The sequence below is a fragment of the Streptomyces sp. NPDC050856 genome, from assembly GCF_040653855.1.
Classification (GTDB): domain Bacteria; phylum Actinomycetota; class Actinomycetes; order Streptomycetales; family Streptomycetaceae; genus Streptomyces.
In genome coordinates, this window is sequence record NZ_JBFAGV010000006.1 from 33,789 (window position 1) to 55,057 (window position 21,269).

Annotated in this window: 14 protein-coding genes; 8 read left to right on the forward strand and 6 right to left on the reverse strand. The window is 72.8% G+C overall.

Features of this window, described 5'->3' with window-relative positions; genetic code table 11:
• Positions 1–107 precede the first annotated feature (107 nt).
• Entirely contained in the window at positions 108–2,735 is a 2,628-nt protein-coding gene (glgP, locus tag AB0H53_RS07720) for an alpha-glucan family phosphorylase (RefSeq protein WP_362108622.1), read from the forward strand.
• Between the two features lie 105 nt (positions 2,736–2,840).
• Here the strand turns inward: glgP and AB0H53_RS07725 are convergent, their stop codons facing one another.
• A complete protein-coding gene (locus AB0H53_RS07725) occupies positions 2,841–4,871 on the reverse strand; it encodes a M4 family metallopeptidase (protein WP_362108624.1) in 2,031 nt (676 codons plus the stop codon).
• A 474-nt stretch (positions 4,872–5,345) separates the two neighbouring features.
• On the opposite strand from AB0H53_RS07725, the gene AB0H53_RS07730 reads away from it, so the two are divergent.
• Positions 5,346–6,512 (forward strand): kelch repeat-containing protein, encoded by a 1,167-nt coding sequence (locus AB0H53_RS07730; protein WP_362108626.1) that lies wholly within the window; start codon positions 5,346–5,348, stop codon positions 6,510–6,512.
• Positions 6,513–6,535: 23 nt separating this feature from the next.
• On the opposite strand, the gene AB0H53_RS07735 is transcribed toward AB0H53_RS07730, so the two are convergent.
• From AB0H53_RS07735 to glgX, 3 genes are all read right to left on the reverse strand, one after another.
• Entirely contained in the window at positions 6,536–8,461 is a 1,926-nt protein-coding gene (locus AB0H53_RS07735) for an ABC transporter ATP-binding protein (protein ID WP_362108628.1), read from the reverse strand.
• Entirely contained in the window at positions 8,458–10,353 is a 1,896-nt protein-coding gene (locus tag AB0H53_RS07740; RefSeq protein WP_362108630.1) for an ABC transporter ATP-binding protein, read from the reverse strand. The genes AB0H53_RS07735 and AB0H53_RS07740 overlap by 4 nt, the downstream gene beginning before the upstream one ends.
• Positions 10,354–10,422: 69 nt before the next feature.
• Positions 10,423–12,639: a glycogen debranching protein GlgX gene (gene glgX / locus AB0H53_RS07745; RefSeq protein ID WP_362109044.1), complete on the reverse strand. Its 2,217-nt coding sequence runs from the start codon at positions 12,637–12,639 to the stop codon at positions 10,423–10,425.
• A gap of 219 nt (positions 12,640–12,858) precedes the next feature.
• On the opposite strand from glgX, the gene AB0H53_RS07750 reads away from it, so the two are divergent.
• The 5 genes from AB0H53_RS07750 (at position 12,859) to AB0H53_RS07770 (ending at position 18,630) form a co-directional block, all read left to right on the forward strand.
• Positions 12,859–14,097 (forward strand): Ig-like domain-containing protein, encoded by a 1,239-nt coding sequence (locus tag AB0H53_RS07750; RefSeq protein ID WP_362108632.1) that lies wholly within the window; start codon positions 12,859–12,861, stop codon positions 14,095–14,097.
• Between the two features lie 173 nt (positions 14,098–14,270).
• Entirely contained in the window at positions 14,271–15,509 is a 1,239-nt protein-coding gene (locus tag AB0H53_RS07755) for an Ig-like domain-containing protein (RefSeq protein ID WP_362108634.1), read from the forward strand.
• Between the two features lie 76 nt (positions 15,510–15,585).
• The gene (locus AB0H53_RS07760; protein WP_362108636.1) at positions 15,586–16,353 is read left to right on the forward strand and encodes an enoyl-CoA hydratase-related protein; all 768 of its coding nucleotides are present in this window, start codon (positions 15,586–15,588) and stop codon (positions 16,351–16,353) included.
• Positions 16,354–16,597: 244 nt separating this feature from the next.
• Positions 16,598–17,113, forward strand: coding sequence for an ATP-binding protein (locus AB0H53_RS07765; protein WP_362108638.1), 516 nt, complete (start codon positions 16,598–16,600; stop codon positions 17,111–17,113).
• Between the two features lie 350 nt (positions 17,114–17,463).
• The gene (locus AB0H53_RS07770) at positions 17,464–18,630 is read left to right on the forward strand and encodes a YncE family protein (protein WP_362108640.1); all 1,167 of its coding nucleotides are present in this window, start codon (positions 17,464–17,466) and stop codon (positions 18,628–18,630) included.
• Between the two features lie 65 nt (positions 18,631–18,695).
• Here AB0H53_RS07770 and AB0H53_RS07775 read toward each other — a convergent pair whose 3' ends face one another.
• Positions 18,696–19,337, reverse strand: coding sequence for a GNAT family N-acetyltransferase (locus AB0H53_RS07775; protein WP_362108642.1), 642 nt, complete (start codon positions 19,335–19,337; stop codon positions 18,696–18,698).
• Between the two features lie 93 nt (positions 19,338–19,430).
• On the opposite strand from AB0H53_RS07775, the gene AB0H53_RS07780 reads away from it, so the two are divergent.
• Positions 19,431–19,646 (forward strand): EF-hand domain-containing protein, encoded by a 216-nt coding sequence (locus AB0H53_RS07780; protein WP_031073624.1) that lies wholly within the window; start codon positions 19,431–19,433, stop codon positions 19,644–19,646.
• A 113-nt stretch (positions 19,647–19,759) separates the two neighbouring features.
• Here AB0H53_RS07780 and AB0H53_RS07785 read toward each other — a convergent pair whose 3' ends face one another.
• Positions 19,760–21,127 carry an L-serine ammonia-lyase gene (locus AB0H53_RS07785; protein WP_362108644.1) on the reverse strand — a complete coding sequence of 456 codons (1,368 nt, stop codon included), beginning with the start codon at positions 21,125–21,127 and terminating at the stop codon, positions 19,760–19,762.
• Positions 21,128–21,269 lie beyond the last annotated feature (142 nt).

Genomic DNA, 21,269 nt, shown 5'->3' on the forward strand with positions numbered 1-21,269 from the left:
CGCCGTGGTTGCGGAGGGCGGGGTGCCACTACCGTCGGAGGGTGAAGGCGGGCCCACACCGTGGTGTGCCCGCCCGGATACGTACCTGCCCTGCGAAGGTGGAACACGTGAAGGCAATCCGTCGATTCACCGTGCGCCCCGTCCTCCCCGAACCCCTCCGACCACTCCACGACCTGGCGCGCAACCTGCGCTGGTCCTGGCACGCCGAGACTCGTGAGCTGTTCCAGGCCGTCGACCCCGAGGGGTGGCGGGCGGCCGGCTGCGATCCGGTGCGGCTGCTGGGCTGCGTCTCCGCCGCCCGGCTCGCCGAGCTCGCCAGGGACCGGCGCTTCCTGCGCCGGCTGTCCGCCGCCGCCGACGACCTGGACGACTACCTGCACGGCCGCAGGTGGTACCAGACCCAGGACGCCCAGGGCAGTGACCTGCCCGCCGCGGTGGCCTACTTCTCACCCGAGTTCGGCGTCACCGCCGCACTGCCCCAGTACTCCGGCGGCCTCGGCATCCTCGCCGGCGACCACCTCAAGGCCGCCAGCGACCTCGGCGTACCGCTGATCGGGGTCGGCCTGCTCTACCGGCACGGGTACTTCCGGCAGTCCCTGTCCCGGGACGGCTGGCAGCAGGAGCACTATCCGCTCCTGGACCCCAACGAACTGCCGCTCGCCCTGCTGCGGCAGCCGGGCGGCGCCCCCGTACGGGTCAGCCTGGCGCTGCCCGGCGACCGCCGGCTGCACGCCCACGTCTGGGTGGCCCGGGTCGGCCGCGTACCGCTGCTGATGCTCGACTCGGACGTCGAGGACAACGGCCCCGGCGAGCGGGACGTCACCGACAGGCTCTACGGCGGGGGCAGCGAACACCGGCTGTTGCAGGAGATGCTGCTGGGAATAGGAGGTGTCCGGGCGGTACGGGCGTACTGCGAGCTCACCGGCCACCCCGAGCCGGAGGTGTTCCACACCAACGAGGGACACGCCGGGTTCCTCGGCCTCGAACGCATCCGCGAACACACCGAGCGGGGCGTGGACTTCGACGCCGCGCTGGAGGCGGTCAGGGCCGGGACGGTGTTCACCACCCACACCCCCGTCCCGGCCGGCATCGACCGCTTCGACCGCGAACTGGTCGCCCGCCACTTCGGCGAGGGCGCCGAGCTGCCCGGCGTGGACGTCGAACGAATCCTCCAGCTCGGCATGGAGACCTACCCCGGCGGCGCTCCCCACCTGTTCAACATGGCCGTCATGGGGCTGCGCCTGGCCCAGCGCGCCAACGGCGTGTCCACCCTGCACGGGGCCGTCAGCCGGGGCATGTTCGCCGGCCTGTGGCCGGGTTTCGACGCCGACGAGGTGCCGATCACCTCCATCACCAACGGCGTGCACGCCCCGACCTGGGTGGCGCCCGAGGTGTTCCGGCTCGGCGCCAGGAAGATCGGCGCCCAGCGGGCCGAGGACGCGCTCAGCGTGGGCGGCGTCCAGCGCTGGGACTCCGCCGCCGACATCCCCGACGCCGACATCTGGGAGCTGCGCCGCGAGCTGCGCGAGCAGCTCGTGACGGAGGTGCGCACCCGGCTGCGCGCCTCCTGGCGGCAGCGCGGCGCCGGGGCCGCCGAGCTCGGCTGGATCGACGGGGTCCTCGACCCGGGGATCCTGACCATCGGCTTCGCCCGCCGGGTCCCCTCGTACAAGCGCCTCACCCTGATGCTGCGCGACCGCGAGCGGCTGACCGAGCTGCTGCTGCACCCCACCAGGCCGGTTCAGATCGTCGTCGCGGGCAAGGCGCACCCGGCCGACGACGGCGGCAAGCGGCTGGTGCGGGAGCTGGTGCGGTTCGCCGACGACCCCCGGGTGCGCCACCGCATCGTCTTCCTGCCCGACTACGGGATGGGCATGGCGCAGAAGCTCTACCCCGGCTGCGACGTATGGCTGAACAACCCGCTGCGCCCGCTGGAGGCGTGCGGGACCAGCGGGATGAAGGCCGCGCTCAACGGTTGCCTCAACCTCTCCGTCCGGGACGGCTGGTGGGACGAGTGGTACGAGCCGGACTTCGGCTGGTCCATCCCCACCGCCGACGGAGCGGCCACCGACGAGGACCGGCGCGACGAGCTGGAGGCGGCGGCGCTGTACGAACTGATCGAGGAGCGGGTGGCGCCCCGCTTCTACGACCGGGGCGCCACCGGGCTGCCCGAGCGGTGGATCGAGATGGTCCGCCGTACCCTCGCCCACCTGGGACCCAAGGTGCTGGCGGGGCGGATGGTGCGTGAGTACGTGGAACGCCTCTACACCCCCGCCGCCCTCGCCCACCGGGCCATGGACCTCGACGGGGCCCGGGACCTCGCCGCCTGGAAGGCCAGGGTGCGCGCCGCCTGGCCGGGTGTCGCGGTCGACCACGTCGAGGCGGACGAGGACACCGGAGTCGCCGAACTGGGCTCCACCCTGGCGCTGCGGGTGAGGGTGGCGCTGGGCGACCTGCGGCCCGAGGACGTGGAGGTGCAGGCGGTCGCGGGCCGGGTGGACACCGACGACCGGCTCGCCGACGCCCAGACCTTCCCGCTCAAACCGGCCGGTGGCCCCGACCAGCACGGCCGCTGGATGTACGAGGGCCCGCTGGCGCTGGACCGGACCGGACCGTTCGGCTACACCGTCCGGATACTGCCGGCGCACCGGCTGCTGCCGGCGGGCGCGGACCTGGGGCTGGTCGCCCTGCCGACCCAGACGACGGGGGAGGGGGCCGGGGTCCTGCTGCGCTGACCGCGCGTCCGGTCCGGCCGCGGGCGTGACCGGCCCCGGACATACGGACGCGGTGCCCGGGACGTGTCGTCCCGGGCACCGCGTCCGTGGACCGGCCGCCGCCGACTACGGGAAGGTCAGTTTGAAGCCGCTGATGTAGCCGGTGTCCTGCGCGGCGGTGTCCTGCACGCGCAGCTTCCAGGCCCCGTTGGCCACCTCGCTGGAGGCGTTGACCGTGTAGGCCGCCTTGACGTTGTCGGCCGAGTCGCTGCTGCTGGCGTTCTTCAGCCGGTACGCGGAACCGTCCGGGGCCACCAGGTCGACGACCAGGTCGCCGCGCCAGGTGTGGACGATGTCGACGTCGACCTTGAGGGCCGAGGGGGCGTTGCCCGCGATCCCGGTGACGTTCACCGACGAGGTGACGGCGGCGCCGTTGTCGGGGATGGCGACGTCGGCGGTGTTCTCGAAGGTCTTGCCCACCGGCGGCTCGCCGCCACCGGGACGGGCGCCGACGTTGATGCCCGCCCAGGCGTGCTCGACGGCCTTCACCTCGGCGCTGCCCGCGCCGTACAGCTCGGTGGCGACCGCGACGGTGCCGGTACGGGCCCCCGCGTAGTTGGTGGTGGAGTTGAACTTGGTGGTGAGCGCCTTGAACCAGATCAGCGCGGCCTTGTCGCGGCCGATGCCGGTGACCGGCAGGCCGTCGGAGGTCGGCGAGTCGTAGTTCACGCCGTTGACGGTCTTGGCGCCGCTGCCCTCGGAGAGCAGGTAGAACCAGTGGTTCGCCGGGCCCGAGGAGTAGTGAACGTCGACACCGCCGATGCCCGAGTACCAGTAGTCCTTGGACGAGCCGTCCCTGCTGGGCTTGTCCATGTAGCGCAGCGGGGTGCCGTCGCCGCGGATGTCGATCTTCTCGCCGACCAGGTAGTCGCCGGCGTCCTTGGCGTTGTTGGCGTAGAACTCGACGGCCGCCGCGAAGATGTCGGAGGTCGCCTCGTTCAGGCCGCCGGATTCGCCGCTGTAGACCAGCTTGGCGGTGTTGGCGGTGACGCCGTGGGTCATCTCGTGCGCGGCGACGTCGATGGACGTCAGCGGCTTGGCGTTGGCGGAGCCGTCGCCGTACGTCATGCAGAAGCAGCTGTCCTGCCAGAAGGCGTTGACGTAGTTGTTGCCGTAGTGCACCCGGGAGTACGCGGCCACACCGTCGCCCCTGATGCCCGAGCGGCCGTGCACGTTCTTGTAGTAGTCCCAGGTGAGGGCGGCGCCGTAGTGCGCGTCGGCGCCCGCGGTCTCCAGGTTGGACGGCGTGCCGTCGCCCCAGATGTCGTCGGCGCCCGAGAAGAGCGTCCCGGTGCCGGAGGTGCCGCGGTTGAGGTTGTACGTCTTGTGGTTGCCGCGAGCGGTGTCGGTCAGGGTGTACGACGGCGCGGTGCCCAGCGTCACCTGGCCGCTGTACTGGGTGTTGCCGGTGCCGTTGTGCACCGCCTGCCACTCGTACAGCTTCTTGCCGGTGGCGGCGTCGGTCACCACGTGCAGCTCGTTGGGGGTGCCGTCGTGCTGGAGCCCGCCGACGACCGTCTCGTACGCGAGAACCGGCTTGCCCTGCGCCAGCCAGACCACCTTGCGCGGTGCGCGCTCGGCGTCCGTCGCCTTGGAGCCCTCCGCCCGAGCGGCGGCCACGGCCTGCTTCTCGGCGGCGGCCGGGGCGACCTCCGCGCTGGTGTCGACACCGCGCAGCTGCGCCCGCGAGGCCTTGCTGACGCTCTCGGTCGTGCCCGCCTTGGTCTCGGTGACCACGAGGTCGCCGCCCAGCACCGGCAGCCCGGCGTAGGTGCGCTCGTAGCGGGTGTGGGTGGTGCCGTCGCGGTCCTGCGCCACGTCGCGGACGACCAGCTTCTCCTGGGCGCCGAGGCCCAGTTCCTTGGCGGTGCCCGCCTTGGCGGCGTCGGCCGCGCGTATCAGCGCGGTGCGCTGGGCGGGGGAGAGGTCGGCGGGCAGGGCGCCGGGGTCGGCCTTGCCGGCGGCCTGGCCCTTGGGGGCGGCGGCCGCTTCGGGAGCGGCGGTGGCGGTGCCGGTCTGCACGCCGACGGCGAGCATGGCGGCGGCGGCGATCAGGGCGCCCGTCGCGGTGGCGCGACGGCTGGGCGTGGATCTCACGCAGACTCCTTTGCGAGGGGGGTTCCGATGGCTGGGGTGGGCCAGCGGGCAGAGCAAACAGAGCTGGTTGAGCAGGGAACGAGCCGGGATGGAACAGGTGTCCGTAGAACGCCTGAAGCGTGGCACCGGCGGACGGCCGCTGTCAGGAGCGTGTCAACAAGTTGGCCGGAAATCGTCCGTTGCCCGAAAAGTCATGTTCGTTAACCGGACGTTTCGGCGGCCGACGGCCCGGTGCCGCCGGGGTGTTCGCGCACCCCGCCTTCCGGGGCGGGCGGCCATCGGAGCCCCCCGCCGCCGGTGAACGGGGTGTTGCCGAGGAGGCCGAGCGCCGGCCGCGCGGCCGCCCCGGCGGGTGGCTGGTTCACGGCGCGTCAGTCGTTCGGTCGCCGCCCACACCGCGTGTCGCCGAACGTGGTGCGTTAATGATCTCGAATGTCTGCTATGCCCCGAACATCGGAAAGGCAGGGAACCCAGGTGCGAATCTTCCCGACACGCGAGGGCGGTCACCCCGGCGGAGCAGGACGGCGCCGCCCGCGCTGGCTCCTCGCCGCCACGCTGACGTCCGTGCTGGCGTCGGCGGCCCCTCCCGCGCACGCCGAAGGCGGCTGGGCAGCGGTACCCGAGATGCTCCAGGCCCGCACGGGCCACGGCACGACGACGGCGCCCTGCCCCGAGGCGGTCGACGGCCTCGGGAAGGGACCGTGCGTGTACGTCGTCGGCGGCCACCCGCTCGAAGCGGCGCTCTCGGCACACGCCTACAGCCCGCGGACCAGGACCTGGGCGAAGCTGCCCTCGATGTCCGTGGGGCGCTCCGGCCTCGCGGCCGCGGCCGCCCCCTGCCCCAAGGGGGACAAGGCCTTGAAGGGCACCTGTGTGTACGCCGTCGGCGGCACCAACGGCAGCGGCTCCCTGACCACCGTGGAGGCGTACAGCCCGGCCACCAACACCTGGGCGGCGCTGCCCGCGATGCCGACCGGCCGGGGATTCCTCGGAGCCACCGCGTCGCCCTGCCCGACGGTCGCGGCTGCTCCGGCCCGGACCTGTGTGTACGCCGTCGGCGGCAGCACCAGGGGTTCCGGCACGGCCACCTCGCTGAGCGCCGTGGAGGTCTACGACCCGGCGACCGGCACCTGGTCGGCGCTGCCCGAGCTGCCCACCCCGCGGCGCAGCCTGGGCGCGACGTCCGCGACCTGCCCGGGCGCGGTGGCGCTGCGCGCACCGTCCTGTGTGTACGCCGTCGGTGGCGTCGACGCCGCCGAACCGGTGGGCACCGTCGAGGTCCTCGACCCGGGCACGCGCGCGTGGCGGAAGCTGCCCGGGGTACCCACCGCCCGGCGCGGCATGGGGGTGACCTCCGGCCCGTGCCCCGGGGCCACCACCGTGCCGGCCGGCACCTGCGTCTACGGCATCGGCGGCTCGTCGACCACGCAGACCCTGGCCGTCGCCACGACCGAGGTGTTCACCCCCGGCACCGGCGGCTGGTCGTCCCTGCCGTCGCTGCCCCGGGCCCGGTTCGGCTTCGGCGCCACGGCCGCGCCGTGCTCCGACGACCTGTCCCGGACCTGCGTCTACGCACCCGGCGGCGCGGTCGGCACCACCCCGGGCACCGAGGTGACGGCGTTCGACGTGTCACGTCCGTGACAGGGGCCCCGGGCCGGCGCCGGTCACGGGTCCGCGGGCCCACCGACCACACTGTCGCGCCAGGCCCGGTGCAGGCCGGCGAAGTGGCCGTCACCGGCGATGAGCTCGGCGGGCGGGCCGTCCTCCACGATCCGCCCGGCGTCCATCACCAGGACGCGGTCGGCGATCTCCACGGTGGACAGGCGGTGGGCGATCACCACCGCCGTACGCCCGCGGAGCACCGTGCCCATGGCGCGCTGCACCGCCCGCTCCCCCGGAATGTCCAGGGAACTGGTCGCCTCGTCCAGGATCAGTACCGCGGGGTCGGCCAGCAGGGCCCGGGCGAATCCGACCAACTGGCGCTGGCCGGCCGAGACGCGGCTGCCGCGTTTGCGCACGTCGGTGTCATAGCCGTCCGGGAGGCCGGTGATGAAGTCGTGCGCGCCGATCTCCTTGGCGGCCCGTTCGATCTGCGCGCGCGTGGCGTCCGGGCGCCCCAGCGCGATGTTGTCCGCCACCGTGCCGGAGAACAGGAACGCCTCCTGGGTCACCATCACCACCCCGCGCCGCAGTTCGGGCGTGGCCAGGTCGCGCAGGTCGACACCGTCGAGCAGGACCCGGCCCTCGGTGGGGTCGTAGAACCGGGCCAGCAGCTTGGCGAGCGTCGACTTGCCCGCGCCGGTGGCCCCGACGACCGCGACGGTCTGGCCGGCCGGGATCGTCAGGCCGAAGCGCGGCAGTACCTCACCGCCCGTGCGATACGCGAACCGGACGTCGTCGAACACCACCTGCCGACCCGGGCTGCCGGTGCGGGCCGGCAGGGCGCGGGGCGCGGCGGGCTCGGGGACGGCCGGGGTGCGGGCGAGCAGCCCCGCGATCTTCTCCAGGGAGGCGGCGGCCGACTGGTACGAGTTGAGGAACATCCCCAGCCGGTCGATCGGGTCGTACAACCGCCGTACGTACAGCACGGCGGCGGCCAGCACGCCCAGCGCCAGCGTCCCCTGCGCCACCCGGTGGGCACCCCACAGGACCATGCCGGCGACCGCCGTGTTCGCCACCAGCCGGGAGCCCACGACATAGCGGGCCATCTCCAGGATCGCGTCCCCGTTGCGGCGCTCGTGCCGGTGGTTCAGCGCGCCGAACCGCTCGTCGTTGGCCCGTTCCCGCCGGAAGGCCCGCACCGGCCGGATCCCGTTCATCGTCTCCGCGAACGTGACGACGACAGCGGCGATCGCGGTCGACCGCGCCCCGAAGGCGACCGCCGCGCGGCGCCGGTAGACCCGTACCAGCAGGTACAGCGGTACGAACGAGGCCACCGCCACCGCGCCGACGCCCAGGTCCAGCCAGAGCAGCAGCGCGGAGATGGAGACGAAGGAGAGCACCACCCCCACCAGCTCCTGGAGCCCCTGACTGAGCAGTTCGCGCAGCGACTCCACATCGGTGGTCGACCGGGAGATCAGCCGCCCCGAGGTGTAGCGCTCGTGGAAGTCCACGCTCAGCGCCTGCGCGTGCCGGAAGATCCGCCCGCGCAGGTCGAGCAGGACGTCCTGGCTGACCCGGGCGGAGGCACGGACGAAGGTGTACTGGAACAGGGCCGCGCCCGCCGCGCACAGCGCGTACCCGGCGGCCACCGCGACCAGCGGCCCGTGGTCACCGCGCCGCAGGGCGGGCACCGCGCGGTCGATGGCGTACGCGACGAGCAGCGGGCCGGCCTGTACGGCGGCCTGCTGGAGCAGCAGCCACAGCGCGGCCAGCGCGACCCGCCGCCGCAGCGGCGCGAGCAGTGAGCGCAGCAGGGCCCCGGTCGCCCCCTCCGGCGTGGGGAGGGCGTCCCGGTCGAAGGGGTCACCGTCACCGTCCGCCGCCGGGCCGCCCGCCGTCCCGGCCGGCACGTCCCGTCCGCTGTCGTCCCGCCGGCCCCGGGGCCCGTCCCCCGGGCCCTTGGCGGGGCCCGTCGTGGTGCTCGTCATCGCTCGCCGCCCTCCCTCGGGGATCCCGGACCGTCCGTACCGTGCGATCCGCCCGGGCCGCCCCGCTCCCGCGCGGTGGCGCCCGACATCAGCCAGGCGTACTCCGGGCTCCGCCGCAGCAGCTCCTGGTGCGTACCCACCGCCGCGATCCGGCCGCGCGACAGCAGCGCCACCCGGTCGGCGAGCAGCACCGTGGAGGGGCGGTGCGCCACCACCAGCGCGGTCGTGCCCCGCAGCACCTCCCGCAGCGCGGCCTCCACCAGGGCCTCCGTGTGCACGTCGAGGGCCGACAGCGGGTCGTCCAGCACCAGGAAGCGCGGGCGCCCCACCACCGCCCGGGCCAGCGCCAGCCGCTGGCGCTGGCCGCCGGACAGGCTCAGGCCCTGCTCGCCCACCTGGGTCGCGGCGCCCTGCGGCAGGCGCCGCACGAACCCGGCCGCCTGGGCGACCCCGAGGGCGCGCCCCAACTCGGCCTCATCCGCTCCGGCCGCGCCCATCAGGACGTTCTCGCCGACGCTCGCCGAGAAGAGCGTGGGCTCCTCGAAGGCCACCGACACCAGTTCGCGCAGCCGCTCCCGGGGCAGGGTGGCGATGTCCCGGCCGTCGAGGAGGATCCGCCCGCCGCTCACCTCGTACAGCCGGGGCACCAGCGCGGTGAGCGTGGTCTTGCCCGACCCGGTCGCGCCCACCAGCGCCATGGTCTCGCCGGGCCGGACGCGCAGGTCGATCCGGTCGAGCACCGCCGGCGCGCCGGGCGGGGCGTCCGGGTAGCGGAAGGAGACCGCCTCGAACCGCAGCCCGTCCCCCTCGGGGGCCTCCCCGGATTCCCCCGCTCCGGTCACCGCACCGGTCACCGCACCGGGTCCGCCCGCCGCGCCGGCCGCCGGGCCCCCCTCGTCCTCCTCCTTCTCGTCCATCACCTCGAAGAACCGCTCCGTGGCGGTGGCCGCCTCCTGGCTCATCGCCAGCAGGAACCCCAGCGACTCCACCGGCCACCGCAGCGCCAGCGCCGTCGACAGGAACGCCACCAGCGTGCCCGCCGACAGCTCACCGTCCGCCACCCGCAGCGTGCCCAGCACCAGGGCGCAGCCGATGGCCAGCTCCGGCACGACGGTGATGACCGACCAGATCCCGGCCAGCAGCCGGGCCTTGCCCAGTTCCGTACGGCGCACCCGCCGGGCCAGTGAGCCGAAGGCCGCCGCCTGGCTGCGGTACCGCCCGAAGCCCTTGATGACCCTGATGCCCAGGACGCTCTCCTCCACCAGCGTCGTCAGGTCGCCCACCTGGTCCTGGGCCCGCCGGGCCACCACGGAGTACCGGGTCTCGAAGAGGGAGCAGACCACGATCAGCGGCACGACCGGCACCAGCAGCACCAGCCCCAGCGCCCAGTCCTGCGCCAGCAGCACCGCGCAGCCGACCAGCACCGTCACCCCGTTGACGAACAGGAACGTCAGCGGGAAGGCCAGGAACATCCGCAGCAGCGACAGGTCGGTCGTCGCCCGCGACAGCAACTGCCCGGACTCCCAGCGGTCGTGGAAGGACACCGGCAGCCGCTGGAGGTGGCGGAAGAGGTCCCCCCGCATCGCCGCCTCCACACCCGCCAGCGGCCGGGCCACCAGCCACCGCCGCAGCCCGAACAGCAGTGCCTCGGCGATCCCGAGCAGCAGCAGGAACAGCGCCCCGCGCCACACCCCGCCCGGATCGCGGGCGCTGACCGGCCCGTCCACGATCCACTTCAGCACCAGCGGGATGACCAGGCTCAGGCAGGACGCGACGACGGCGACGAAAGCGGCGACGAACAGGCGGGTGCGCACCGGACGCACATAGGGCCACAGCCTCAGCAGCGAACGGACGACGGAACGGTCCTCGGCGGACGCATCTTCTTCTGGCATCAGGAGCGAGCCTACGATTCGCCACTGACATCCCTCAGGGTTTTCCCACCGGCGCCCGGCCGGACGCCGTCACTCCCGCACCCTCATCAGCAGCACCGACCTGGCCGGTACGGTCACCTCCTCGCCGCCCCGCAGCACCGTCCCCGGCGCCGCCGACTGCTCCTCCCGGGAGGTGTCCACGACCAGTTCGTACGCCCGCGCCCACGGCGGGCCCGGCAGCCGGAAGTCCAGCGGCCCGTCGGCGGCGTGCAGGACGGCCAGGAAGCTGTCGTCGGTGATCCTCTCGCCCCGTGCGTCGCGCCCGGGAATGTCCCGCCCCGACAGGTACAGGCCGATCGTCGCCGTCGGCGCGTACCAGTCCGCCTCCGTCATCTCCGCGCCCCCGGCCGTGAACCAGGCCAGGTCCCGCAGCCCGTCCGCGCCCTGCGGGCGTCCGGAGAAGAACGCCCGGCGCCTGAGCACCGGGTGGGCGTGGCGCAGCGCCAGCAGCCGGGAGGTCAGCTCCAGCAGGCCCCTGCCCCCCGGGCCCTCGGACATCGACCAGTCGACCCAGCCGGTCTCGTTGTCCTGGCAGTACGCGTTGTTGTTGCCGCGCTGCGTCCGGCCCATCTCGTCGCCCGCGACCAGCATGGGCACGCCCGTCGACAGCAGCAGGGTGCTGAGCAGGTTGCGGATCTGCCGCCGGCGCAGCGCGCCGACGTCCGGATCGCCGGTCTCGCCCTCGGCTCCGCAGTTCCAGGAGCGGTTGTCGTCGGTGCCGTCCCGGTTGCCCTCGCCGTTGGCCTCGTTGTGCTTGCGCTCGTAGCTCACCAGGTCCCGCAGGGTGAAGCCGTCGTGCGAGGTGATGAAGTTGATCGACGCGTACGGGCGCCGCCCGCCCCACGCGTACAGGTCGCTGGAGCCCGACAGCCGGTACCCCAGGTCCCGTACGTCGGGCAGGGCGCCGCGCCAGAAGTCCCGCACCGCGTCCCGGTAGCGGTCGTTCCACTCGGCCCACAGCGGGGGGAAGGCGCCCACCTGGTAGCCGCCGCTGCCCACGTCCCACGGCTCGGCGATCAGCTTCACCCGCCGCAGCACCGGGTCCTGGGCGATCACGGCCAGGAAGGGGGAGAGCATGTCGACGTCGTGCATGGAGCGGGCCAGCGCCGCCGCCAGGTCGAAGCGGAAGCCGTCGACGCCCATCTCGGTGACCCAGTAGCGCAGCGAGTCCGTGATCAGGCGCAGCACGTGCGGCTGCACCACGTGCAGGGTGTTGCCGCAGCCGGTGTAGTCGGCGTACCGGCGGGCGTCGGCCTGGAGCCGGTAGTAGCCCCGGTTGTCGATGCCGCGCAGCGACAGCATCGGACCCAGCTCGCCCGCCTCGGCCGTGTGGTTGTAGACCACGTCGAGGATGACCTCGATGCCCGCCGTGTGCAGGGCCCTGACCATCCGCTTGAACTCGCCGACCTGCTGCCCGGCCGTGCCGGAGGCGCTGTACGCGGCGTGCGGCGCGAAGTAGCCGATGGAGTTGTAGCCCCAGTAGTTCCGCAGGCCCCGGCGCAGCAGGTGGTCCTCGTGCGCGAACTGGTGCACCGGCAGCAGTTCCACCGCCGTCACACCCAGTCCCACCAGGTGCTCGACCGCCGCCGGGTGCGCCAGACCCGCGTAGGTGCCGCGCAGTTCCTCGGGGATGCCGGGGTGGCGCCGGGTGAAGCCGCGCACATGCAGCTCGTAGATGACCGAGTCCGCCCACGGCGTCTTGGGCCGCCGGTCGTCCGCCCAGTCGTCGTCGTCGTGGACCACGACCCCCTTGGGCACGTGCGGGGCGGAGTCGCGGTCGTCCCGCACGGTGTCGGCGACCTGCTGCTCGGGCCAGTCCCGCACATGGCCGTACACCTCGGCCGGCAGCCTGCCGTAGTCGTTCCCCTCACCGGCGTCCACCGCCCGGGCGTACGGGTCGAGCAGCAGCTTGGCCGGGTTCCACCGGGCGCCGGTCCACGGGTCCCAGCGGCCGTGCACCCGGTAGCCGTAGCGCTGCCCGGGCCGCACGCCCGGGACGAAGCCGTGCCAGATCTGGTGCGTCAGCTCGGCCAGGGGCACCCGTGTCTCGGCACCGCGCTCGTCGAAGAGGCACAGCTGCACCGCCTCGGCGCCCCCGGCCCACAGCGCGAAGTTCGTCCCGGCCACCCCGTCGGGGCCGGTCCGGAAGCGGGCGCCGAGCGGCGTCGGCGCGCCCGGCCACACCGGCGGCCGGGGCGTGTCCGGGTCCCGGCGCGGCTTGTTCGTCCGCCGTACCGCGTCGCGCAGGGCGCTGTGCGCGTCCCGCGCCGACTCCTGCTCGGCTGCGCTCGACACCTGCCGGCCTCCAGCGGCTCGTCCGGTCGGACCGTGCCGTGCGGGCAGCCGCGGCGTCCCGGCCGCGGCTGCCCGCACATGGTCCTCCCACCTGTTCTGCCCGCGCCGACCTGCTCCCAACATGCCCGGCGCCGACGTTTCCCCAGGAGGGGGGCAGTCGTTGGGCGGGTCGTGACACACGTACTGAAACGGGCAGGGCTCGGCGTGGCCGCGGCCGTGGCATGGGCGGGACTGATGGCCGGGCTGGCGGGCTGCACCGGCCAGGGCGGCCTGGACCTGGGGATCGGAGGCATCAGCGGCAAGTCGTCCGGGGAGACCATCCGGGTGACCCCGGACGACCGGGCGAAGGACGTCGCGCCGGACGGCCGGCTGGAGGTGAGCGTGGACAGCGGCCGGCTGGAGCGGGTCAGGGTGAGAAAGATCGAGGACGCCCAGCCCGCCGAGGTGCCCGGCGTGCTCTCTGCGGACGGGCGGCGCTGGAGGCCCGGACCCGGCACCCGGCTGGCGCTGGCCGCCAAGTACGCCGTGGACGTGGTGGCCCTGGACGGGCACGGCCGCCGCTCGGCCCGGCACACCACCTTCACCACCCGGATCCCCGAGCACCGCTTCATCGGCTACTTCAAGCCCGAGAACCGCTCCACCGTCGGCACCGGCATGATCGTCTCCTTCGACTTCAGCCGGCCGATCCGCGACCGCGCGGCCGTGGAGCGCGCCATCCGCGTCACCGCCCGGCCGCCGGTAGAGGTGGTGGGCCACTGGTTCGGAAAGGAGCGGCTGGACTTCAGGCCGCGCGAGTACTGGAAACCCGGTACCGAGGTCACGGTCGACCTGCGGCTGCGTGACGTGCAGGCGGCACCGGGGGTGTACGGCATCCAGGACAAGAGCGTCGCCTTCACCGTGGGCCGCTCGCAGGTCTCCCTGGTGGACGCCGAGGAGCACACCATGGAGGTGCGGCGCGACGGCGGGCTCCTGGCCAGGCTGCCCATCACGGCCGGCGCGCCCAGAACCACCACCTACAACGGGAAGATGGTGGTGAGCGAGCTGTACGACGTCACCCGGATGAACGGGGCCACGGTCGGCTTCACGGACAAGGAGGGCAAGGGGGAGTACGACATCAAGGACGTACCGCACGCGATGCGCCTGACCACCTCGGGGACCTTCCTGCACGGGAACTACTGGGCGCCTCGTGACACGTTCGGTTCCGCCAACGTCAGTCATGGCTGTGTGGGCCTGCGCGATGTGAAGGGCGGCAGCCCGGACACCCCGGCGGGCTGGTTCTTCGACCGGACCCTGGTCGGGGACGTGGTGGAGGTGGTCAACTCCCGCGACCGGAAGGTGGCTCCCGACAACGGCCTGGGCGGCTGGAACATGGACTGGCGGCAGTGGAAGGCCGGTTCCGCGCTGCGCTGAGCGCGCCCCTCGCACGGCCGGCCCCCCGTCCCGGACAAGTTGGGACTGAACGGTGACATTCGTGGGCGTTCGACTCCGCTCGCGGTGTGATTATCTAACGCGGTGCGTGCGAGTGCAGCGCGCGGGGGTGCGGGCCGTGGCGGTGCCAGGCCGTGCGAGGGGAGAGAACGATCGTGAACGGGCAGCCGATATCGGGGGCATCGGCCGGGGTGGGCGGCAGGCGCGTGCGCAAGGGCCTGCCGGCTCTGGTGACGGGGGCACTGCTGCTGCTGGCGACGGCGTGCGGAGGCGGGGACGCCGAGGCCGGCAAGGGCGGCGGCAAGGACGGGGAGAAGGTGGCGAACGCGGCCTCGCAGGCCGTGGTGACCATCACCCCCAAGGACGGTGCCGCGTCGGTCGCCACCAGCGGCGCGCTGAAGATAGCCGCCGACCGGGGCAGGCTCACCACGGTGACCGTCACCGACTCCAAGGGCAACGCCGTCGAGGGACGGATGGCCGCGGGCGGCGCGCGCTGGGAGCCGGCCGGCCACCTGGCCTCCGGTACGAAGTACAAGGTGCACGCGGTCGCCAAGGACGGCGAGGGGCGGGACTCCGCGAAGGACATCACCTTCACCACCCTCGTACCGAAGAACACCTTCCTCGGCCACTACACGCCCGAGGACGGCTCCACCGTCGGCGTCGGCATGCCGGTCTCCATCAACTTCACCCGTGGCATCACCAACCCGGAGGCCGTGGAGAAGGCCGTCAAGGTGACCGCCGAGCCGGCCGTGCCGATCGAGGGTCACTGGTTCGGCAACGACCGGCTCGACTTCCGCCCGCAGAAGTACTGGGCGCCCGGCACCAAGGTGACCGTGAAGCTCAACCTCGACGGTGTCGAGGGCCGCCCCGGGGTGTACGGCAAGCAGTCCAAGACGGTGCGGTTCACCGTCGGCCGCAGCCAGGTCTCCACCGTGGACGCGAGCGAGCACACCATGAAGGTGGTCCGCGACGGCAAGCTGATCAAGACCATCCCGATCACCGCCGGCGCGCCGTCCACGACGACGTACAACGGCCAGATGGTCATCAGCGAGAAGTACAAGGTGACCCGGATGAACGGCGCCACCGTCGGCTTCGGCGGCGAGTACGACATCAAGGACGTGCCGCACGCCATGCGCCTGTCCACCTCGGGCACCTTCATCCACGGCAACTACTGGGCGTCCAGCGACACCTTCGGCTCGGCCAACGTCAGCCACGGCTGCGTGGGGCTGCGCGACGCCCGTGGCGCGGGCGACGGCGGTACGCCCGCGGCCTGGTTCTATGACAACTCGGTCATCGGTGACGTGGTGGTCGTGAAGAACTCCAAGGACAAGACCATCCAGCCGGAGAACGGCCTGAACGGCTGGAACATGCCCTGGTCGGAGTGGATCAAGTAGGAAGCGCCGGACGGGGGCCCGTGCTGTGACCAACGGCATGGGCCCCGCCGCGTTAACGGCGGCTAACCTGCCCCGTATGACAGTCACTCTCGAAGTCTCCGAAGGCGTCGGCACCCTCCGTCTGGACCGGCCGCCCATGAACGCCCTGGACGTCGCCACCCAGGACCGGCTGCGTGAGCTCGCCGAGGAGGCGGCCCGGCGCGACGACGTCCGGGCCGTGGTGCTGTACGGCGGCGAGAAGGTGTTCGCGGCCGGCGCGGACATCAAGGAGATGCAGGCGATGGACCACGCGGCGATGGTGCTGCGCTCCAAGGCCCTGCAGGACTCGTTCACCGCCGTCGCCCGTATCCCCAAGCCGGTCGTCGCCGCCGTCACCGGGTACGCGCTGGGTGGCGGTTGCGAGCTGGCGCTGTGCGCCGACTTCCGTGTGGCCGGCGACAACGCCAGGCTGGGCCAGCCCGAGATCCTGCTGGGCCTGATCCCGGGCGCGGGCGGGACCCAGCGCCTGGCGCGTCTCGTCGGCCCCTCCAAGGCCAAGGACCTGATCTTCACCGGCCGCCATGTGAAGGCCGACGAGGCACTGGTGATGGGCCTGGTCGACCGGGTCGTACCGGCGGCCGAGGTGTACGAGCAGGCGCACGCCTGGGCCGCGAAGCTCGCCCAGGGGCCCGCGATGGCGCTGCGCGCCGCCAAGGAGTCCGTCGACGTCGGCCTGGAGACGGACATCGACACCGGCCTGGCGGTCGAACGCAACTGGTTCGCCGGTCTGTTCGCCACCGAGGACCGGGAGCGGGGGATGCGCAGCTTCGTGGAGGAGGGGCCGGGCAAGGCCAAGTTCCGCTGAGCCGCGGCAAGTTGTTCCACCCGTGCGGGTGGTTTAACGCGGCCTTGGGGCTGCCTTAAGGCAGCCTTGCGCCCAGCGGCCGCACCCGCCGGGCAAACGCCGGGGTGCGGCCCGTCCGCGCAGGTCGGGCCGGGTGCGCGAGCCGTGGCGCTGCCCGCGGCGATTGCGCGGAGGCGCTGGTGGAGCGGTCGGCCCCGGCCCGGCGATTCCCCGAACCGCCCCGCGCCGCCCGCGCGCCCCGGCCATGATGGGGGGCATGTCGGGGCTGGAAGGTGTGGAGCGACCGCGGCAGTGTGGCAGTGCCACCGCCGCGCGGTGGGTGCCGGGCGCGGACGACGAACAGGGGCTCAGAGCCCTGGAGCTGTTCGGCGACCCCACGGAGGGGGAGGTACGGCTGCCCTCCCGCCCCGAGTCCGCCGCCACGGCCCGCCGGCTGACCCAGTGCGTGGTGCTGCGCCAGTGGGGGCTCACCCCGCAGACCGCCGAGCACGCCGTCCTGCTCGTCTCCGAACTGGTGGGCAACGCCGTCCGGCACACCGGCGCCCGCGTCTTCGGGCTGCGCATGCTGCGGCGGCGCGGCTGGATCCGGATCGAGGTCCGTGATCCCTCCCGGGGCCTGCCCTGTCTGATGCCGGTGCGCGAGATGGACATCAGCGGGCGCGGGCTCTTCCTCGTCGACAAGCTGTCCGACCGCTGGGGCGTGGACCTGCTGCCGCGCGGCAAGACCACCTGGTTCGAGATGCGGGTGACGGAGCGCTGACGCACGAAAGCCCCCTTCGTGCCGGGTGCGGCGACGTGGGGGCTTCCCTGGTGCGCGCCGGGGCGGACGGGGTGTGTGCCCACGACGGCTGGGAACGACCTGGGCCCGGGTCAATGGGGGGTCGTGTCCCCCGACTATGGCAGACGGGGGGCCTTGTCACCAAAAGCACCTACTGGGTCAAAAATCTGCAAAACGGGTCATCATGGAAGTCAATCGCAGGTGAGATGGGCCACGAGCCTGTCAAACGATGAATAAATATGGGATCCGTCGGTTGAATCATCGGCTGCCGCGCCTCAGGGTGATGTGGGCGATTCGTTAACCTCCTTCCTTTTCGCGCCATACATGGTCGCGTGACCCTGACGAAGCGATCGAAGTGCCTCCTGCTGGCCGCCCTCCTCGCGGCCCTCGCCGGTTGCGGCGCCACCGGCGAGCGGACCGAGGCGCGGGGCACCCGGGCCGCCGCCGTGCCGAAGAAGGCCGCCCCGGCCGGGCTCCCCGGCATGCCGCCGGTCCTCGACCCGAAGGACGTCTACGCGGCCGACCGACCGGGCCGGCTCTCCCCGGTGGTGAAGGGCTTCCCCTCCCGGGTGTACGTGCCCAACACCACCTCCGACACCGTCTCGGTCATCGACCCGGCCACCTACAAGGTCATCGAGACCATCAAGGTCGGCGTCCAGCCGCAGCACGTCGTGCCGTCCTGGGACCTGAAGACGCTCTGGGTCAACAACAACCGGGGCCACACCCTCACCCCGATCGACCCCGCGACGGGCGTGGCGGGCAAACCGGTCGAGGTGCACGACCCGTACAACCTGTACTTCACACCCAACGGCAAGTACGCCGTCGTCATGGCCTCCATGGACCGGGAGCTGGTCTTCCGCGACCCGCACACCATGGCGCGCGTCCACACCGAGCCGGTCTCCTGCTACGGGGTGAACCACGCGGACTTCTCCGCCGACGGGCGGTACTTCATCGTCTCCTGCGAGTTCTCCGGGGAACTGCTCAAGGTCGACACCGAGCGCATGAAGGTGGTCGCCCAGCAGAAGATCCCCTTCCAGGGGGCCATGCCGCAGGACGTCAAGCTCTCGCCCGACGGCAAGACCTTCTACATCGCCGACATGATGGCCCACGGCATGTGGGTGCTCGACGGGGACACCTTCGCCCCGCCGAGTCTGCTGCCGACCGGCAAGGGCTGCCACGGCCTGTACGTGTCGCGGGACTCCCGGGAGATGTACGTGTCCAACCGGGGCGAGGGCTCCATCTCGGTGTTCGACTTCACCCGCAAGCGGCTGACGAAGAAGTGGCACCTGCCGGACGGCGGCTCGCCCGACATGGGCGGGGTCTCCGCCGACGGCAAGGTGCTGTGGCTGTCGGGCCGCTACGACTCCGAGGTGTACGCCGTCGACACCACCACCGGCAAGCAACTGGCCCGCGTCCCGGTCGGCGGCGGCCCGCACGGCCTGGCGGTCTACCCGCAGCCGGGCCGCTACTCACTGGGCCACACCGGCGTCTTCCGCTGACCCGCTGACCCGCTGACCCGCCGGTCGGCCGGTCGACCGGCGCCGCCCCGCCGGCCACCGGCCGCTCAGCCCGCGACGAACAGTGCCTCCGAGCCCACCGGGCGGTACCCCGCGGCCTGGAAGGTGCGCACGCTGCGGGCGTTGCCGGGCGACTGCTGGGCCCAGACCACGGGCCCGGGCGTCAGATGGCGGGCGGCGAGCGCCAGGCGCCGGCCCAGGCCCCGGCCGCGCGCGGCCCCGTCCACCTCGATGGCCGCCTCCCACCGTCCCGCGACGCCCCGGCCGAGGACCACCACACCGCCCTCGTCCGCCGCCCACACCCGGACGTCGTCACGGAACTTCACGGCCCGCGCCACCCTCGGGTGGTCCGGGTCGGCGAGCTCGCGCAGCGCGAGCTCCGGCGGGCCCGGCAGGGCGCCGGCGACCGTCAGCAGGTCGATGGTGTTCATGTGCCGTCCCGTGCGGGCCAGCAGTGCCGCCAGGAAGGCCGGGTTCATGGCCGCGGCCAGCGCGTCGCTCTCCGTGGCCGCCAGCCGTGCCAGGACCCAGGCCGGGTCCTCGTCGGTGAAGACCACGGAGTGCGCGGTGAAGGCCAGCACCCCGGCGTCCCTGGGGCTGGGCTGCGGGACGACCGTGACGGCCCCGTCGGCCGGCGGGAAGCAGCCGCGCGCCGCCGCCGCCAGGATCCGCGCCACCTCGTCGCTCATGCCCCCATGGTGGACCATGGCCCCCACGGCTCACCCCCGGGCCCTGCCGATAATCTGACCGCCGTCAGTTATGCACCAAGAAGGGGTGGACCTGTGGCGGACATCGAGTCGGCGCGCAAGGCATTCGAGCGGTTCGACGTGAACGGGGACGGGCTGATCTCGGCCGCCGAGTACAAGAGCGTCATGGCCCAGCTGGGCGACTTCAACGTCACCGAGACCGTCGCGCAGGCGGTCATCAACTCCCAGGACGGCAACGGCGACGGCCTGCTCACCTTCGACGAGTTCTGGGCCCACCTGAGCAAGGCCTGAGCGGTGCCCTGCCCGGCGTGAGCGGCGCCGCCCGGACATCCATGGGCGGCGCCGCCCGGCCTGCCGCGCGCCGGGCCGGTCCGCACGCGGGGAACGGCCGGCGGGGGCCGCCGTCAGCACTCGATGATGTTGACCGCCAGGCCGCCCCGCGCGGTCTCCTTGTACTTCACCGACATGTCCGCGCCGGTCTCCTTCATGGTCTTGATCACCTTGTCGAGGGAGACCTTGTGGCTGCCGTCGCCGCGCATGGCCATCCGCGCCGCCGTGACCGCCTTGACGGCCGCCATGCCGTTGCGCTCGATGCACGGGATCTGGACCAGGCCGCCGACCGGGTCGCAGGTCAGGCCCAGGTTGTGCTCCATGCCGATCTCGGCGGCGTTCTCCACCTGCTCGGGGCTGCCGCCCAGCACCTCGGCCAGTGCGCCCGCCGCCATCGAGCAGGCCGAGCCGACCTCGCCCTGGCAGCCGACCTCGGCGCCGGAGATGGAGGCGTTCTCCTTGAAGAGCATGCCGATGGCGCCGGCCGCCAGCAGGAAGCGGACCACGCCGTCCTCGTCCGCTCCGGGCACGAAGTTCATGTAGTAGTGCAGGACCGCCGGGATGATGCCCGCGGCGCCGTTGGTCGGCGCGGTGACGACCCGGCCGCCCGCGGCGTTCTCCTCGTTCACCGCCATCGCGTACAGGGTGATCCACTCCATGGAGAGCGCCTGCGCGTCGCCCTCGGAGCGCAGCTTGCGGGCGGTGTTCGCCGCGCGGCGGCGGACCTTCAGACCGCCCGGCAGGATCCCCTCGCGGGACATGCCGCGATCCACGCAGGCCCGCATGACCTGCCAGATCTCCAGGAGCCCCGCGCGGATCTCCTCCTCGGTGCGCCAGGCCTTCTCGTTCTCCAGCATCAGCGCCGAGATCGACAGGCCGGTGTCCCGGGCCAGCCGCAGCAGCTCGTCACCGGTGCGGAAGGGGTACCTCAGCACGGTGTCGTCGAGCTTGATCCGGTCCTCGCCGACCGCGTCCTCGTCCACGACGAAGCCGCCGCCCACCGAGTAGTACGTCTTCTCCAGCAGGGTCCCGCCGTCGGCGTCGTACGCCCACAGCGTCATGCCGTTGGCGTGGTAGGGCAGCGCCTTGCGGCGGTGCAGGACCAGGTCCTGGTCGAAGTCGAAGGCGATCTCGTGCGCGCCCAGGAGGTTGATGCGCTTGTCGGCCTTGATGCGCTCGACCTGGTCGTCGGCGGTCTCGACGTCGACCGTGCGGGGGGAGTTCCCCTCCAGGCCGAGCAGGACGGCCTTGGGGGTGCCGTGGCCGTGGCCGGTGGCGCCCAGCGAGCCGTACAGCTCGGCGCGTATCGAGGTGGTGTGGGCGAGCAGGCCCTCGTTCTTGAGGCGGCGCGCGAACAGGCCGGCGGCCCGCATGGGGCCGACCGTGTGGGAGCTGGACGGGCCGATGCCGATCGAGAACAGGTCGAAGACCGAGATGGCCACGGGGAGACTCCTTGGGTTTGGTAGACGTCGCTGTCTGCCGGGGTGGTGCAGGGCAACGCGGTGGGGCATGAGGCGGGGCACCGCACTCACTGTCCAGTGTGCGCGGTGCCCCGCAGATCAGTCTGTTGCGTACCTAACGCGT

Bases quoted from the DNA above. Each gene is read 5' to 3' on its own strand.
- AB0H53_RS07735 (WP_362108628.1), bottom strand. From the start codon at position 8,461: ATGACGAGCACCACGACGGGCCCCGCCAAGGGCCCGGGGGACGGGCCC.
- AB0H53_RS07740 (WP_362108630.1), bottom strand. From the start codon at position 10,353: ATGCCAGAAGAAGATGCGTCCGCCGAGGACCGTTCCGTCGTCCGTTCG.
- AB0H53_RS07760 (WP_362108636.1), top strand. From the start codon at position 15,586: ATGACAGTCACTCTCGAAGTCTCCGAAGGCGTCGGCACCCTCCGTCTG.
- AB0H53_RS07765 (WP_362108638.1), top strand. From the start codon at position 16,598: ATGATGGGGGGCATGTCGGGGCTGGAAGGTGTGGAGCGACCGCGGCAG.
- AB0H53_RS07775 (WP_362108642.1), bottom strand. From the start codon at position 19,337: ATGAGCGACGAGGTGGCGCGGATCCTGGCGGCGGCGGCGCGCGGCTGC.